This is a genomic window from Halomonas campaniensis (assembly GCF_002211105.1).
GTDB lineage: Bacteria > Pseudomonadota > Gammaproteobacteria > Pseudomonadales > Halomonadaceae > Vreelandella > Vreelandella campaniensis_A.
Genome location: NZ_JPUA01000037.1, coordinates 52,985 through 69,199, shown reverse-complemented (window position 1 = coordinate 69,199; position 16,215 = coordinate 52,985). Strand labels below are relative to the sequence as shown.

General features: G+C 52.7%; 18 protein-coding genes and 1 pseudogene. 8 read left to right on the top strand and 11 right to left on the bottom strand.

Features of this window, described 5'->3' with window-relative positions:
- Window position 1 precedes the first annotated feature (1 nt).
- Window positions 2–691 (bottom strand): cytochrome b/b6 domain-containing protein, encoded by a 690-nt coding sequence (locus JI62_RS17635; protein WP_088701743.1) that lies wholly within the window; start codon window positions 689–691, stop codon window positions 2–4.
- A 234-nt stretch (window positions 692–925) separates the two neighbouring features.
- Between JI62_RS17635 and pdxH the strand changes: the two genes are divergently transcribed.
- Window positions 926–1,570: a pyridoxamine 5'-phosphate oxidase gene (gene pdxH / locus JI62_RS17630; protein WP_088701433.1), complete on the top strand. Its 645-nt coding sequence runs from the start codon at window positions 926–928 to the stop codon at window positions 1,568–1,570.
- 100 nt (window positions 1,571–1,670) lie between these two features.
- Here the strand turns inward: pdxH and JI62_RS17625 are convergent, their stop codons facing one another.
- The gene (locus JI62_RS17625; RefSeq protein ID WP_088701432.1) at window positions 1,671–4,418 is read right to left on the bottom strand and encodes a bifunctional acetate--CoA ligase family protein/GNAT family N-acetyltransferase; all 2,748 of its coding nucleotides are present in this window, start codon (window positions 4,416–4,418) and stop codon (window positions 1,671–1,673) included.
- Window positions 4,419–4,521: 103 nt separating this feature from the next.
- Between JI62_RS17625 and JI62_RS17620 the strand changes: the two genes are divergently transcribed.
- Entirely contained in the window at window positions 4,522–5,463 is a 942-nt protein-coding gene (locus tag JI62_RS17620) for a histone deacetylase family protein (protein WP_088701431.1), read from the top strand.
- Window positions 5,464–5,583: 120 nt separating this feature from the next.
- Window positions 5,584–6,216, top strand: coding sequence for a helix-turn-helix domain-containing protein (locus tag JI62_RS17615; protein WP_088701430.1), 633 nt, complete (start codon window positions 5,584–5,586; stop codon window positions 6,214–6,216).
- 31 nt (window positions 6,217–6,247) lie between these two features.
- Here the strand turns inward: JI62_RS17615 and JI62_RS17610 are convergent, their stop codons facing one another.
- From JI62_RS17610 to JI62_RS17590, 5 genes are all read right to left on the bottom strand, one after another.
- A complete protein-coding gene (locus JI62_RS17610) occupies window positions 6,248–6,598 on the bottom strand; it encodes a TusE/DsrC/DsvC family sulfur relay protein (protein ID WP_088701429.1) in 351 nt (116 codons plus the stop codon).
- Window positions 6,599–6,600: 2 nt separating this feature from the next.
- Entirely contained in the window at window positions 6,601–6,891 is a 291-nt protein-coding gene (tusB, locus tag JI62_RS17605) for a sulfurtransferase complex subunit TusB (protein ID WP_088701428.1), read from the bottom strand.
- Window positions 6,892–6,908: 17 nt separating this feature from the next.
- On the bottom strand, window positions 6,909–7,274 hold the full coding sequence (tusC, locus tag JI62_RS17600; RefSeq protein WP_088701427.1) for a sulfurtransferase complex subunit TusC: 366 nt from the start codon (window positions 7,272–7,274) through the stop codon (window positions 6,909–6,911).
- A 10-nt stretch (window positions 7,275–7,284) separates the two neighbouring features.
- Complete coding sequence (tusD, locus tag JI62_RS17595) at window positions 7,285–7,674, bottom strand: sulfurtransferase complex subunit TusD (RefSeq protein ID WP_088701426.1); 390 nt, start codon at window positions 7,672–7,674, stop codon at window positions 7,285–7,287.
- Window positions 7,675–7,756: 82 nt separating this feature from the next.
- A complete protein-coding gene (locus JI62_RS17590; RefSeq protein ID WP_088701425.1) occupies window positions 7,757–8,437 on the bottom strand; it encodes a Bax inhibitor-1/YccA family protein in 681 nt (226 codons plus the stop codon).
- A gap of 174 nt (window positions 8,438–8,611) precedes the next feature.
- Between JI62_RS17590 and JI62_RS17585 the strand changes: the two genes are divergently transcribed.
- Complete coding sequence (locus JI62_RS17585) at window positions 8,612–9,370, top strand: dienelactone hydrolase family protein (protein ID WP_088701424.1); 759 nt, start codon at window positions 8,612–8,614, stop codon at window positions 9,368–9,370.
- Window positions 9,371–9,465: 95 nt separating this feature from the next.
- Here JI62_RS17585 and JI62_RS22675 read toward each other — a convergent pair whose 3' ends face one another.
- Together JI62_RS22675 and JI62_RS17580 are read right to left on the bottom strand one after the other, a co-directional pair.
- Window positions 9,466–9,636: a hypothetical protein gene (locus JI62_RS22675; protein WP_170938591.1), complete on the bottom strand. Its 171-nt coding sequence runs from the start codon at window positions 9,634–9,636 to the stop codon at window positions 9,466–9,468.
- Between the two features lie 147 nt (window positions 9,637–9,783).
- Window positions 9,784–9,966 (bottom strand): hypothetical protein, encoded by a 183-nt coding sequence (locus JI62_RS17580; RefSeq protein ID WP_088701423.1) that lies wholly within the window; start codon window positions 9,964–9,966, stop codon window positions 9,784–9,786.
- Window positions 9,967–10,122: 156 nt separating this feature from the next.
- Between JI62_RS17580 and JI62_RS22670 the strand changes: the two genes are divergently transcribed.
- The 3 genes and pseudogenes from JI62_RS22670 (at window position 10,123) to JI62_RS17575 (ending at window position 11,515) form a co-directional block, all read left to right on the top strand.
- Complete coding sequence (locus JI62_RS22670) at window positions 10,123–10,293, top strand: hypothetical protein (protein WP_170938590.1); 171 nt, start codon at window positions 10,123–10,125, stop codon at window positions 10,291–10,293.
- Between the two features lie 154 nt (window positions 10,294–10,447).
- Window positions 10,448–10,732: pseudogene (locus JI62_RS22975) on the top strand (ion channel); the annotation flags it as partial.
- A gap of 42 nt (window positions 10,733–10,774) precedes the next feature.
- Entirely contained in the window at window positions 10,775–11,515 is a 741-nt protein-coding gene (locus tag JI62_RS17575; RefSeq protein ID WP_240513304.1) for an NAD-binding protein, read from the top strand.
- Between the two features lie 3 nt (window positions 11,516–11,518).
- Here JI62_RS17575 and JI62_RS17570 read toward each other — a convergent pair whose 3' ends face one another.
- Window positions 11,519–14,260, bottom strand: coding sequence for an HAD-IC family P-type ATPase (locus tag JI62_RS17570; protein ID WP_088701421.1), 2,742 nt, complete (start codon window positions 14,258–14,260; stop codon window positions 11,519–11,521).
- 342 nt (window positions 14,261–14,602) lie between these two features.
- On the opposite strand from JI62_RS17570, the gene JI62_RS17565 reads away from it, so the two are divergent.
- Window positions 14,603–14,977, top strand: a complete 375-nt coding sequence (locus JI62_RS17565) for a hypothetical protein (protein WP_088701420.1) — start codon at window positions 14,603–14,605, stop codon at window positions 14,975–14,977.
- A 70-nt stretch (window positions 14,978–15,047) separates the two neighbouring features.
- Here the strand turns inward: JI62_RS17565 and JI62_RS17560 are convergent, their stop codons facing one another.
- Window positions 15,048–15,953 (bottom strand): extracellular catalytic domain type 1 short-chain-length polyhydroxyalkanoate depolymerase, encoded by a 906-nt coding sequence (locus tag JI62_RS17560; protein ID WP_088701419.1) that lies wholly within the window; start codon window positions 15,951–15,953, stop codon window positions 15,048–15,050.
- Window positions 15,954–16,215 lie beyond the last annotated feature (262 nt).

Here is a 16,215-nt window from a genome sequence, read left to right as displayed (position 1 = left end):
CTCAATAAAACCAAAGCCATAGGACAACGCCAGCCGCAATCAACAAGGCACCAATCGCGCGTAAACGCAGTATCGTGGAGCTCAACCACTCTTTACGCGCATCGACTGGCGGCTGGCGAAAACGTTTGGTACCTACCAACATCGCCGCTACCAGCGGTTCACCCAAGAGCCGATGTACGATCAAACCCGCTAAATGCAGCCCGATCAGCACGATGAGCAGATCACTATTGAGCTGATGCAGGGTTCTAAGCCGGCTGCCCACCCCATCGCCAAGTAAGCCATAGAGCGGTGCTTGAAAAAAGATATCGTCACTTAAAAACAGGCCGCTCACAGCTTGAAAACTAAGCGAGAGCAGCATCAACATCACCATCCAGCCGCCCAGCGGATTATGGCTGGCATAAGCACTGGGTTGGCGCTTGAGAAGTGACTTGGAGTAGGCGACTGTTTTTGCGGGTGGGTATAGAAACGTTCTAAATCTCGCATATACACTCCCCAAGGCGCCCCATAGCCAACGGAACACGAGTAGTCCTATTACCACATAGCCCGCTTGGGCGTGCACTTCAACCGGAAATAGGAAGGGCGCACCGCTAGTCTTGGTGGTATAAAAAGAGATCAATACCGCCGCCACTAATCCCCAGTGGAACAGGCGAATCCAACCATCCCACACCTCTATCGCTACCTTGTCGCGCATGGCCTGTCCTCTCAGCAGTGATGAGCCCGAAATAATGAGAGAGTTTCGCATTAATTCTGGCTTTCTCCTAGAATGCGAGACAGTTAGCCGCAATTGATAGTTACCACGCTGAGCCACAACACTGGTTAAAATAAAACAGTGAGTCGCAACGCGTTTAACATCCATTGATGTCGGTCACTTGAGCTTTAAAGGCATACCAGCGAACATGGATGAAACTCCAGGGAGAAGCATTCGATGACACGTAACATAGCCGATATCAGGCGTGATTATGAAGGCGGCACGTTAGAAGAGTCTCAGGCACCCGATGATCCATTCGTGTTGTTTGATGAATGGTTCACCCTCGCATTGGAAAAAGAGGGTACCGATGGCAATGCTATGACACTAGCTACCGTCGATAGCCAAGGCCGCCCCCACGCCCGGGTGGTGCTGTTAAAAGGATTTGATGAACACGGTATGGTTTTTTACACCAATTACCATAGCCATAAGGGCAGCGAGCTGAGCAATGTGCCCTTCGCGGCCATCACCTTCTGGTGGCCTTCCCTCTCCCGGCAGGTGCGTATCGAAGGCCCCGTTGAGCAGGTGTCCGCCGATGAGTCTGATGAGTACTTTGCCAGCCGCCCACGCGGCAGTCAGCTAGGCGCCTGGATTGCGACTCAAAGCGTGGTAATTCCTGACCGCAACTGGATCGAAGAGCGCCAAAAGCGCTTTGAACAAGCTTATGCTGGTCAAGACATTCCACGCCCGATTCACTGGGGTGGCTATCGAATCAACCCGGAAATGATCGAGTTTTGGCAGGGCCAGCCTAGCCGCCTACATGACCGGTTGCGTTTTGAACGCCGCGACGGCGGCGAATGGAGCCGTTTCCGCATGGCGCCCTAGCGGCTGAAACAAGTTTACGATTTGGCCTGCGTTTTATACGCAGGCCTTACTGTTATTAAAGCGAAAAGGTAAAACGAAAAAGGTAACGCAATTAAAAGGCTCAGTCCGGCATGCTCTCAAGGCGGTGACGTTGCCACTCGCTTTCGGGTTCGTTGAGGCGTAACACGGCATCAATCACCTGCTCTTCCATGTTATAGCGGCATTTAAAGCCCAAGTGCTTCATTAGCGCCCGCATTGGATGGTTATCGACCATGATTTTGCCGATCATCTCCAGGGTGCCAATGTTAGTGCAGTAATCGATCATCTTCTTCATCAGCAGGCTGCCAATCCCCAGCCCCTGCAAATCATCGCGAATAATGACCGAGAATTCGGTACGTATATTGTCCGGATCGTTCCAAACCCGTACCACGCCAAGCATCTCTTTACTGCCATCGTCGCCTAAATACTCGGCAATAAACGCCATCTGACGGTCGTAATTGATATGCGACAGGATCGACAGGTCGCGCTGGGTTAGGTTGGATTTATTGTGGAAATAGCGGAAACGAATACTCTCTTCCGAGAGCTGGCGATGGAAGGTAGTAATCAAATGGGCGTCTTCGGCACGAATGGGCCTGACCTCCACCTGCCAACCGTTCTTCAGCGTCACCCATTCACGCAGCTCTTCAGGGTATGGCATGATCGCAAAGCGCGATGGCGTGCCAAGATCCATGGCGAAATCGACAGCGACCATGCCGTCACGATTGAGCAGCAACGGATTCACTTCCAGCCCGCGCAGATCGCTAAGATCGGAGGCCATTTGCGAGAGTTTGACCAGCATTTGGCACAGGTGCTGAATATCTCGCTCTGGGTCAGCGGAGTGTTCACGAATTAACGAAGCAGCGTGGGTTCTACCCACCACGTCGGCGGCCAGGCTCATATTGAGCGGTGGCAGCGCCACTTGGCGGTCAGCCAGCACGTTGACTTTATAACCACCGATACCAAAGACGATCAGCGGGCCAAAGACCGGGTCACGGGTAATACCCGCGCAAATCTGCATCGAGTGCTTGCCGCGCTGCATCGGCTGCAAACAGTACTCGCGAATCGCGTATTCAGGAAATTTCTCAGCGACTTTTTCACCTAGCTGGCGAACCCCTTCTGCTACCTGCTCGGGCGTGTCCAAATCCTGTAGCAAGCCTGCTGAAATTTTATGCGGGTGCTTACGGTAGCGATAGGGTCGGCAATTGCCCTCATGAACTACTTTCAGCGCCTTGGTGCCAGGAATTTCCCCAGCGCGAGCAAGCGCTTCGTCGGGATTGGTTAAATAGACGCTGGGGGCCGTGGGTATACCATAGGCCTCAAGCACTTGGGCCGTTTCAGAGTGGGTTAAGGTTTGCCTGCCCTGCTCTTTTGCCTGCTTGATCAGCGTACGGCACTGGGCGCGTATTTCGGGGCTGGTGGAAAACGGCAGGCTTGGCGGGATCTCCTGTAGCAGCGCTTGAACGCGCTGATAAATCACCATATGCATAAACGCCTTAACGGCTTTTTCGGGTGAAATATAGGTTGGAATTCCGGCTAAATTGCAGATATGGCGGGCATTGAGCGCCTCTTTTAAGCCCATCCAACTGGTGAGCAGGTTGCGGCGAAACTTCTTGCGGTTATCGATCAGCGCCTGGGCAGTCACCAGCGATGGCGCCATCCGGGTAGGCGCATGTACCACGAGGACTGCATCCACGTTGGCGTCTGCAGCGACAATCTCCAGGGCTTGAACAAACCGCTCGGGCGAGGCGTTGCCCCCCACGTCGACCGGGTTCTCGCCTGGCTTGCTCATATCAACCTCGCTGCGGTGAAGCGCTGCCTGGGTTTCGGCGCTAAATTCGGCTAGCTTACCGCCAGCACTGATCAGCTTATCGATGGCCAGCATGGCAGGCCCCAGGCCGTTAGAAACGATCGCCAAGCGGTCACCCTTCAGGGGCTTCATGCGCGATAGGGTTTCCAGCGCATCGAGCAGTTCATCGGAGTCATCTACCCGCACCACCCCTGCGCGTGCAAAAGCGGCATCAAACACCACATCGCGGTTGGCAATCCCCGGTGTGGGCGCCATGCCGGAAATATCTGACTCTGGGGTGCGGCCGCTTTTTATCGCCAGCACCAGGCGATTACGGGAGGCATCACGCACGGCGGTCATAAAGTGCTGGGCGTCGTTGATCCGCTCAAGGTGCAGCATAATGGCCTGGGCGGGGGAAAATTGATTAACGTAGTCAATCAGATCGGGCAGCAGTACGTCGACGCTGTCACCAACCGTAATCAGATGGGAAAAACCCACATCACGCCCGGCGGCCCAATCGATCATCGCATTGGCGAGCATCCCGGACTGGCCCAGGTAGGCGACGCGGCCCGCTTTCACCGGCTGACTGGCGTAAGAGGCGTTCAGTTTTTTGCCCGGTACAATCAACCCCATGCACTCTGGGCCCAAGATACGAATGCCCGAGACGCGTGCTGCACTCAACATGCGTTCGCGAATCGAACCCTTATTGCCTTTATCCCGATCCAGGTAAGCACCGCCCGAGAGTACCAGGGCCGCTTTGACACCGTACTGCCCAAGCTTTTTAATCAGGCTAGGAACACCTTCAATAGGCGTGCAGACCACGGCCAAGTCGGGTACTTCAGGTAGCTCGCTTACGCGGCTTACGCAGGGTACGCCGAAGACCTGGGAGTAGCCTTTAAGGTTGACCGCCCAGAGCGGGCCTTTAAAGCCGCCCTCCTGAATGTTACTCAGCACTAAACCGCCCAACGACGCGGGCTTTTCAGAGGCGCCAAACACCGCTAGTGTGCGAGGTTCGAAAAAATGGTGTAAAAAGCGCGTGCTCACAATGCGTCTCCCCTGACATGAATCGCGGCTGTACGACTTATTGACACTGTCGCCCAAGCCCTCAAGGCGATTAAGGTGGCATCAATAATAATGGAGCGTTGGAATGATTACCGCCTACCTTACCCACCCAGACTGCTCATTGCATCATATGGGGCCGGAGCATCCTGAAAGCCCCCAGCGTCTGGAGGCCATTCGCGCTCGCCTATCGCTTGCTGGGTTATTACAGCAAACCATGCAGGCCGATGCCAAGGAAGCCTGCGAAGAGGCACTTGCCAGAGTACACCCCTTGCGCCACTTGCGCTCCCTGGATAAGTGTTTGCCCACCGAAGGCATCGTTACGTTAGACAGCGATACCATGATGAATCCTGACAGCCTACAAGCCGCACGAGTTGCAGCAGGCGCTGTTATCCGCGGGGTGGATCAGGTATTTAAGCGTCAGGCGGATAACGTCTTTTGTGCGGTTAGGCCACCAGGCCACCACGCGGAAGCCAGCGATGCCATGGGGTTCTGTTTTTATAATAATATCGCCGTGGGGGCGGCCCATGCGCGAGCCAAGTATGGCGCCAAGCGTATCGCCATACTGGATTTTGACGTGCACCAGTGCAATGGCACCATTGATATCTTTAAAAATGATCCCGAGGTGCTCATTTGCACCAGCTTCCAGTATCCGTTTTACCCCTGGCGTTATTTACGCAGCGAGTGGCAAAACGTTGTCAATACACCGTTGGAAGTGGGCACCGATGGCCCTGAGTTTCGGCGCATTATTGAAAATCACTGGCTGCCTGCCCTGCACGCGTTCAAACCCGATCTCGTACTAATTTCTGCCGGCTTTGACGCCCACCGTGATGACCCCATGGGCGATATCTGTTTAGAGGATGAAGACTTCTATTGGATTACCCATCTCGCCATGGAGATCGCCACCCTATACGCTGATAACCGCATTGTATCGGTGCTTGAAGGTGGCTATAACCCAAAGTCACTGGCCAGTGGCGTGGAGGCGCACATAAAAGCGCTTCTGGGCCTGCCGTTTTCTGAGGTGCCTTAAATTCGACGGTGCTCTAAGGTCTGTAGAGCGTTCTTAGCCTCTTCTGTGCTGTGATATCATGACTGTTTACACGCGCCTTTAGAAACGCACCGTTAGACCACGCAGCCAATGTGACGACCTATGACCGCTACGACTGAAGAGCATGCCGCGCTGCGTATTGCATCGGGAAGCAAACCCTTTGTTGAACCATTGCGTTTAGGGGAGCGGCTCAAGCAAATTCGTCTCGCTAATCAGTGGACGTTAGAGGAGGTTAGCCAGCGCACCGGTCTTGCCCGCTCGACGCTCTCTAAAATCGAGAACGATCAAGTCTCACCCACCTTTAGCGTGGTGCAGAAACTCACCACCGGGCTCAACATCGACCTGCCTCAATTGCTGACGCCCCCCAAGCGGGAGCGTTATACCATGGGGCGGCGGGATCTTACCCGCAAAGGGAAAGGGCAACTGCACCCCACGCCCACCTATGAGCACGAATTATTGGGTCATCAACTGGCCCAAAAACGGATGATTCCCTTCAAAACTATCGTGCGGGCACGCAGCTTTGACGAATATCACCAGTGGGTACGCCATGATGGCGAAGAGTTTTTGATGGTGCTGCACGGCGATATTATGCTTTACACCGAGTTTTACGCCCCGCTAGTGCTTGCCGAAGGTGACAGTATCTATTTTGATAGCGATATGGGCCACGCCCTGGTATCCACCAGTACGGAAGATGCCGTTGTTTTATCGGTCTGTACACGTGGTGATGTAGCTTAGGGTTGGAAAGCCCACGGGGCATTCACGCTGGTTATAGGCAGTTGGTAGGTTTCGGTAAACCGGCAAGGCGGGCAATTCGTTTCGCCGGGCTGCCGGGGAAAAGCTGCATCAGGTAAATCGAGCGTCCTTTCTCTTCGCCCAGTGCATTTTTGGTGGCTTTCACAAGCGGTCGCATCGCCGGCGCCATTTCGTAACGCTGATAAAATGCCCTCACCACCTCGATGAGTTCCCAGTGTTCCGTGGTAAGTGTTATGCCCTCTTCTTCAGCCATTAAATGAGCAACAGCTTCGTCCCAATCTGACTGATTAACCAGATACCCTTCCGGATCTAGCGGATATCTTTGTTGCGCATCAAGATAACGGTATATTTTTGGCTCAGACATGCTTAGTACCAGGTAACTGTCTTTTCATACTGCTCAGTGAGTGCTACAAAGCCCTGCATCTCTAGCGTGGGCAGCTCATTGTTGGCAGCGATGCCGGCGAGTCCACGGGAGGTCAGGTCTTCTGAAAGCAGGAAAATGCGCGACTGACACTGTTGCCATGCTGCCCAGGAGGTATCCAGTGCTGCAGTAGCCGCTTCTTCGATCAGCAGCACGGTATCATGCTCCCCTATCGCTTGCTGCATTTGTGTGGCAGCACTGCTATCAGGCGCTTTGGTGAGGATATGTAGGATCATGGTGCGCTCACAAGTCCCTAAAAGTTAAGTATCTTGGTGTGTTGGTGCAAAAGCCCCGGGACTTCCTTATCTGCGATCAGAGTGGCACCCTCTACCAGGGAATCAGCTGAAAGGTTCATGCTTTGTAGCCCCCCTTCCGCTACCCAAAGCTTGTCAATATCGTACATTTCCAACATATCGATGGTTGGTAGCGTGGCTTTCTGGCCCGGCGCGCCACTGCTCTGCTCTTTCAACAGAGCCATTATGCCCTGCCCCATAAACAACAACTGCACGGGCTGTCCAAAAGCAGCAGCAACCAAGGCGGCATCCAGCCCTTCACGTAACCAGTTTGAACCGTGGGGTGCGTGGCGAATTACCACTAAAAGTGCATCAGGTGGCGCCATTGGCACTCCTTTAAGCAAAGGTTATCAGGCGATCAGCGCGCTGCTGTAGCTCAAGCAATTGTCCCAGGCCGGTCAATTCAAAAGGCGGCGCTACATTGTAGGACTGCTTGCCATGCCGTTGCGCTTCTGACTCGCTCATCAGCCCGCGCCGCAGCGCTGCGGCAATACAGACATCCAGTTGAACTGCATGTTGCTGATTCAGTTCAGCCCAGGCTTCTCGCAGATTAAGCTCATCCTGGGGTGGCGCCATCAGCGATGAAGCATTATGGACGCCATCATGATAGAAAAACACACCCGTAATTTGATGCCCGCGCGATAGTAAGGCATGGGCAAAGCGCAATGCAGAGTGAGGTGCTGGACTGCTATACGGCGCTCCCATCACCAATAAGCCGTACTGCATGATCATAATACCTGGTAACGGTTACCCTAAAAAAAACAGGCCCTGCAATAGGGCCTGTCATATCGTCTATCGCTTGCCTAGATCAATCGTTGCTCATGATACCCAAAATCGACAACAGGCTGACAAACAGATTGTAGATGGATACATAGAGCGTCACTGTGGCGAGAATGTAATTCGTTTCGCCAGCGCGGTGAATAATTTCACTGGTTTGGTACAAAATGGCTGCAGAAGCAAACAGCACGAAACCAGCTGATACCATCAGTGAAAGCGCAGGAATTTGAAAGAAGATTCCGGCCACCATGGCCAGTATCAATACGATGGCACCTGCCATCAAGAAGTTGCTCAAGAAGCTAAAGTCTTTCTTAGTCGTTAGCGCGATTGCAGAAAGACCAACAAAGGTCAGACCTGTCATCGCCAGCGCATTCATAATCAACGCGCCGCCGTTCGGCAAGGTCAGGTAGGCAGATAGAATCGGCCCGAGCGTAAAGCCCATAAAGCCGGTAAAGGCAAAGGTTGCCAATAAACCAGCCGCAGAGTTTGCGGTTTTATGTACCAGGAACATTAAGCCGTAGGCACCAATCAAGAACACAAAAATGTTCATTTGTTGGATGCCGAGAGCAACAGCAGCGCCCGCGGTGACTGCTGAGAACAGCAGCGTCATTGCCAAGAGCGCGTAGGTATTACGCAACACCTTGTTAGTGCTAACACTGTTAGCAGCGCCACTCGACTGAGGACGTGCCGTACGTAAATCGTTGTAAGCCATGTGTTCATGCTCCCTAATGGTATTTCCAACAACTGACAAGGATGCCGTTACCGAGTTCCAGACGCAAGCCCTTGTCTGTTTCACAAAGACCTCGCCACCAATGATTATTCAACGTTGAAACAGTTCACCAAGCATTGTCTATGCTTGGTGAATATTTCTTTGGACACCATAACGATGAAAAAAATTCTACTTACCACCACCGCTCTGCCACTTTTAGCGTTGTCATTCCCCGCCATGGCCTTCTCACCTGCCGGAAAGGATATCGCCTATCGCGTGAATGATGAAGATTTTCAAGGCTATTTTGTCTCCGCGGCTGACAACGCCAAGGGTAGTGTACTAATCGTTCATGACTGGGATGGGCTGGATGATTATGAGCGCCAGCGTGCCGATATGCTGGCCGATGAAGGTTATGACGTATTTGCCGTGGATCTTTTTGGCGAAGGCAACCGCCCTCAAGCAGTCGAGGATAAGCGCGCCGCGACCAATCGACTCTACCAGGATAGAGAAAGAATGCGCGCGCTAACCCTTGGAGGTTTAGCCCAGGCTAGAGAGCAAGGCGCTGCTGAGCAAACGGTCATTATGGGATACTGCTTTGGCGGTGCGGTAGCACTAGAAATCGCCCGTTCCGGTGAAGCAGATAATATAGCTGCGTACTCCAGTTTTCACGGCGGACTAACCACCCCCGATGGCCAAACTTACGCAGGTGAAACCGCTCCTATCTTTATTGCCCACGGCGGTGCCGACACTGCGGTGAGCTTAGAGGACGTCGCGACCCTGGCTGAAGAGTTAGAAACCGCAGGTGTTACCTATGAGGTAGGTATCTATTCAGGCGCCCCCCACGCCTTCAGCGTATTCGGCAGCGATGCCTACCATGAACGCGCCGATGAACGCTCTTGGACAGCTTTCAATGCCTGGTTGGCTGAAATGCTTTAAATACAAATAACCCTAGCAGAGTTCAACACTGCTAGGGTGTCTAGATAGTCAGTTTAGCAGAACGCCTTTAAAGCCTGTATTAAGATACCCGTTGCTTAACTTTGGGCTTCTTCTTCGCCTTCTTTTTCATCTTTATGTGGTGTAACGGTGGTCACTGCTGTTTGTCGCACATTTTGGGAAGAATTATAGAGGCGAGCATCAATTACATGCAGTACCGCCAGTTGCGCAAATAGCACCGCAAAACAGACGATTAAACCTTTTAACATGGCGGCATATCCAGAGAGGGTGGGCTAGCATCTGCATATTAGCCGATCGCTAGCCAAACACAATTTATTTTATGTGCCTCACCATGCCCTGCTTGAAGACGTTCTGTAGTACGAGAGCAACCGCTCAACAGATCAGATCTTTACCGGCTAATCCTTAACGGATACTTTGCGCAAATCTTCAACCGTCACCCCTTCGGGTAAGTCTGACTCCTCCGCGGGTAGCCATACGGGAGAGAGATCGCTATCTTCTCGGCCATCTGCATGCCGATGACCTGGAATACGGTAAACGATCTGACTGTGGTGGTGATCCCATGCAAATACACGATCCATATGCTTATCCTACCTACAAAAAAGAGAACCCTATTGATGACAAAACCAAAGCTATGACATGCACGCTTGGCAGGATGTTCCGTCATAGATTATCGACACATACGATACCTATGCGGTTAAATGCCAGAAGGATCATTTGCTGACAAGGAGTTACCAATGAAAGCACTCATCGCCCTTTGCCTGATTATCTTTATAATTGCAGGCTGTAGTTCAGGCCCCACCTCCTCCAGAACCGCAGACTGCCGTCAGCTTGCAGAGGAAGCTGGCGATAACATGGTCTACGGCGACTGCATTCGCGGCACCCAAGTGAATAAAGCTGGCTTTTAATAACTCCGTCGGTTTGGATTGAAAGAACCTCACAGTAGGTTATCAGGCACGCATTGTTCCGCTGAGACAGCTCACTATTGAGCATGAGCACCACATCATCAACGCCCATGCCTAGAAAAACTAGGCGGGTACATCGCCACCGCAAGAGACCGCTATGCCTGTTATTCAGCAACTCATTCGCGTACTTAAAGCATCTACGCTACAAATTTCGTGGACATTCCTTCTACTTATTGTGCTGGCGCACATGGGGACTACATGGGTGCTTTTTTCGCTAGTCGGTGAAGCGATAGCTGACTCCCCTACCGATTGGATCTACTTTTATGTGGTTGTCTCCAGCACCGTAGGGTTCGGTGATTTCAGTCCGACAACCGTAGCTGGAAAGTGGATAGCCACGCTTTATCTTATCCCAGGCGGCATTTCACTATTTGCTGCCTTAATCGGCAAAGCCACGGTCAGCCTTTCAAATTTTTGGAGATTACAGATGCAAGGAAAAGGCGATTTTAGCCATCTATCCGGCCACACGCTCGTCATTGGCTGGCACGGGGAAACCACTGAGCGCATTTTAGACATTCTCAAAGCTGATAAAGGCCTACCGGATGAAGTCGTGCTCTGCGTTACTAAAGAGATGAGCAACCCACGCCCGGCAGATTTAAAATTTATTAAGGGAGAGAGTTTCTCCAATGCAGAGCTTCTCAAGCGGGCCGGGGTTGAGAGAGCCAGCCGCATTATCATTTACGACACGAGCGATGAGCGAGTTGCCACTGTCGCGCTGAGTGCCTACAGCCTTAAAGCAAAAAACGCACATATCGTCGCCCACTGCGCCAATCCCGATACAGCAGCCATGTTGCGGCGTACCTTGCCAGGCATTGAATGCACCCAGGCTCTAGCGCTGGAAATGCTAGTTCGTTCAGCTTCCGATGCGGGTATATCACGGGTCGTCAACGAACTACTCGCCGTTGATCGTGGCGCAACCCAATACCAAACCCGATTAATGCAACCGCCTGCCGGTGCCACCTTTGGCGACTTATTTATGCAAGCGAAAAAGGTTTGCAACGCCACCGTGCTCGGTCTTGCCAACAGTAGCGATGACAGCGAAGGCAGCATGCTTAACCCAGCCACTGATCGACCACTGCAAGATGGTGACATTATTTATTACATGGCCAATACGCGGCTTTCACAGCAGCAGCTGAGTGAGCTACTCACCAAGGCGCGCAACGTGTAGGCCTTAGACGTTGTTGTTGGTTGGGGTGTTGCCTAGGCGCAACACTACCTTCTCAACTTCCAGCACTATCATCATGGCGACGCCGATAGTGATGATTAACATCCCATCGGTAATCCCCAGCGGCCGAGTATCGAACAGGTGATGCATGATTGGCAGATATGTGAAAGCAAGCTGAGCAATGAAGACCAACGTTACCGCTATCAACACAGCGGGGGTTCCCAACACGCCACGCCAGTTAAACGAAGTCATATGCAGGTAGCGCACATTGAAAAGATAGAACACTTGAAGCACCACGATGGTGTTAACCACTAACGTGCGACTCAAGGGAAGCTCATCTCCTCGGCCAAGCGAGTAGAAGAACATCCCCAGTGCTGCTATCAGGAACAAAAACGACACAAACACGATGCGCCATACCAGGAAGGGGGTCAACAGCCCCTGCCCTGGAGGCCTTGGCCGACGCTGCATGACATTGGGCTCAGCCTTCTCAAATGCCAGCGACAAGCCGAGAGTGACCGCCGTAATGAGATTGATCCACAGGATCTGGACGGCGGACATCGGCATAGCGAAATTAAACAGAATCGCGGCAATGACAGCCAGCACTTGGCCCCCATTGGTTGGTAACGTCCAAGCCGTCACCTTGCGAATATTATCGTAGACCACTCGGCCTTCATTCACTGCAGCTACAATAGAGGCGAAGTTATCGTCGAGCAGAACCATCTGCGACGCTTCTTTTGCCGCATCGGTGCCTTTATGTCCCATACCAACACCGACATTTGCCTGCTTCAACGAGGGCGCATCATTAACGCCATCACCGGTCATTGCCACGATGGCACCGGTCGATTGCAGTGCTCGAACAATACGCAGTTTATGTTCGGGGTTGGTACGGGCAAAAACACTGGTCTCGCTAACGATGCCAGGTAGATCACTATCGGCAATGTCGTCGAGCTCACGCCCGGTTAGTACGTGCGGGTCGTCATCAAGCCCTAACTGGCGAGCAATCGCCGCTGCCGTCGTGGCGTGATCGCCGGTAATCATTTTCACCTTAATGCCGGCGGAATGGCACTCTTTAATGGCGGCCATTGCCTCCTCCCGCGGCGGGTCGATAAAGCCGATTAAGCCAACAAAAATCAGCTCGTCATCGAGGTCAGTAAACGTGAGTTTGTTGGTGCCGGACGACACCCGCTTAGTCGCTAAACCGAGCACCCGTTCGCCCTGGGCAGCTGCCTCTGCGATGCGTGCCGTCCAGGCATCCATTTCCAGCGGCACACTCCCCTCATCAGTCTCTTGAAGTGAGCATCGTTGCAGCAGTTCGTCTGGGGCACCTTTGACAAAGATCCGAGTTCCCTCCGATGCATGGCCGTTGAGCGTGACCATAAAGCGATGTTTGGCATCGAAAGGAATCTCATCAAGGCGGGGCCACTCATGCCGGGTAGACTCGGGTTCCAGGCCAGCTTGCATAGCCAACACCACCAGCGCCCCTTCCATGGGGTCGCCAATCACATGCCACTCTCCGGCGGTATGGTTTAACTGGGCATCGTTACACAGCAGCCCGGCCAGGATCAGGCTGTCGATATCCGCCGGCCGGGTATCCTCGACGTTCCCCACCGTCTCCGCTGTCAGTCGCCCTTCCGGTACATAACCAGCCCCGGACACCATTATTCGGCCACTGCAGGCTTCCAGCCGGCGTACGGTCATCTCGTTGCGTGTTAGCGTGCCGGTCTTGTCGGAGCATATAACCGACGTAGCTCCCAGCGTTTCCACCGCAGGAAGCTGACGAATAGCGGCGTTGCGACGTGCCATACGCTGAACGCCGATAGCCAGGGTGATGGTAATGACTGCTGGCAGGCCTTCTGGTATCGCCGCGACGGCCAAGGCCACCACCGCTAAGAGCGCCTCCGACCAGACGTGGCCGCGAACCAATACTGCGAAGGCAAATAGTACGACCGTGACAGCCAACGTAACCCAGGTGAACTGCGTGCCGAAGCGATTGATCTGCAGCAGCAGCGGCGTGGTGAGTGGTTGAACATCGCGCAGCAACGTGCTGATTCGCCCGATCTCAGTATCACTCCCGGTGGCCACCACAACCCCTGTCGCCTGCCCAGTGGCTACCAGCGTGCCCGAATAAGCCATAGAGTGGCAGTCGCCTAACGCGGCCTCCTTTGGCGCTGGTGTCACCCGCTTCTCTGCCACCACCGACTCGCCGGTCAAGATAGCTTCCTCGATTTGCAATGAGCTGGCACGAATCAGACGCAGGTCTGCAGGCACGCGATCTCCTGCCTCCAACGAAACAATGTCACCCAAAACAATCTCATCGACGGGCACTTCCACATGTTTCCCTTCCCTAATCAGGTGGGCGTGTGGTGCGATAAGGTTACCGATTGCATTGAGTGCTTTCTCTGCCTTGCCTTCCTGTACAAAGCCGACCACGGCGTTAACCAAAACCACTGCAACAATGACCGACGCATCCACAAAATGCCCCAGCAAAGAAGCAGCGACGGCAGCCGCCAACAGGAAATAGATCAGTGCGTTATGAAAATGCGCGAAGAAGCGCAGCAGCGGATGCCGGCCAGCAACTGCCGGCAACTGGTTAAGCCCATACTTCTCCAAGCGCCTTGCCGCTTCATCTACGCTCAGCCCAGATGGTGAAGTCTTCAAGTCGGCAAGGACATCCTCGGCAAGCCTGGCATGCACTGCTTGTGGCAAGCTTTCTGATGGCGCACCGGTATTGGCAGTGGGGGGTTCCATGCTGTCTCCCAAACAAGCAACTCATTGATCCTGAGCAAAGAGCTAGATAAAGCTCACTGTCATATCCTAATTAAAAAATGCTAATTTTCACCTTCTATTATTTAGTCTAAATTAGCTGTAAATATTTCAAAATAACTTCTTCACACCTACCAGGATAAAGAGAAAACTTATTGAAAACGGAGGTATAAATCGTATTACAGCAAACATCCATTATACTTACCGGATAATTGCTAATAATTATTTCGCATTAAAACATTGATATCGATCAACGTAGTAACAATTAAATTTTTCAGTAAAAGCGGTGAATACTATACTTCTCTACTCACGTGAGGAGGGCAGACAATGACAACATCGGTGTTTCAAAAAGCTTCCCCTAATACAGCCAATACCAACGTATTTAATAACAATGACTTGCTTGTTTTTTGGTATCAACCTTGGGTTGAAACGTCCAGTTCGGCAGCCAAGCTACAATGTATTTGGCTAGAAACACTTAACGACGCATTTCGCCATGAAATCGACTTCCTTGCGACCATGGCGCCTGTCTACAGCAAGATCACACACTGCATGCTGGGCTTCAACGGGCCGCTGACGCCGGAATCGATGACATCCTGCTACCATCAAATCGCTGGCGAGATGACAGAAGCAACATTTAACCGTATACGCAGGGTATCGGAACTCAACGAAGACTTTAAAGAGCGGATTTGGTGTGAACTCTAGGAGGTAACGATCAAACACAGTGGGAATCTTATAAAGCGGTGGTAATGGTACATGCACGACCACCGCTTCTTTACTCTGTTAGGCCCCAAAATTGCGCTATATGCCGGGTCGAAGAAATACCTACTTCCAGCATATATTTATCTGCTTCCCCGAGACCTTCTTCTCCGCCGGCCATGATCGGCGTGCCGTGCCCCATTCCTTCGATGATGTACTCCTCAATCACCTCCTGACCACCCGCGTTGCACCAGATCTGGCGGGGAAAACCATCGAGCTCCTCTACACGTGTCGGTGGCCCTTCAACCTTATGGATCTGCTGCCACTGCCGAACAATGGAATCGGCATTGGCGTTATCGACGGTCGAATCGCTACCGCCATGCCAAACCGATATTGTTGGCCAAGGACCGTCAAAGGTCGAGGCTTCGCGTACAAGTTTGTTGAGCCTGTGATCCGATGGGCCACCATATCCCTTCATACGAACCATCGCCTCTATCAGGTTGTCCGCGCTGCGATAGGGTAATCCAGCGATGATGGCCCCGCCTGCAAACACTTCAGGATAGGTGGCCAGCATCACAGATGTCATGGCGCCCCCCGAAGACATCCCCGTGACGAAGATGCGAGTGGGGTCAATGTCATGATCATCAACGACCTGCTCGATCATCTGACGAATAGAGAGTGGTTCACCATCGCCTCTGCGGCTGTCGCCAGACTTGAACCAGTTGAAGCTACTAAGCGGGTTATTGGTTTTTCTTTGCTCCGGATATAGAAGCGCTATCCCGCATTCATCAGCGAGGGAAGACCAACCTGATCCGCGGTTATAACCCTCCGCCGATTGGGTGCTGCCGTGTAGCACAACGACTAGCGGTCCGTTCTTTGGGAAATTCTTCGGTACATAGGTGTCCGCATGCAACGACCCAGGGTCAGTTCCGAATTGCTTCAAGTCGGTAAGACGAGCGTGGCTAACTGAAGATGTCGGCATATGTCCTCCTTTACCAGTTTACTTCTGCCAAACCGAGGATAGAAACCACTCGTTGAGAGCAGCGCCAGGTAACGATCCCTAATGCCAAGGGCAAAGCGCAGTACGAAGAATGAGATACTATCGAACAATCGGTTTACGATGAGAAAGGGGCGCTGCGTCCCCTGAAGCGCATAGCGCAACGTCCTTGTTTAGGCATATCCTTTGCCTCGCTCACCTGTAGGATGGCCCTTAAAGCAAACACTCACCGTGCGCTATCGAACAT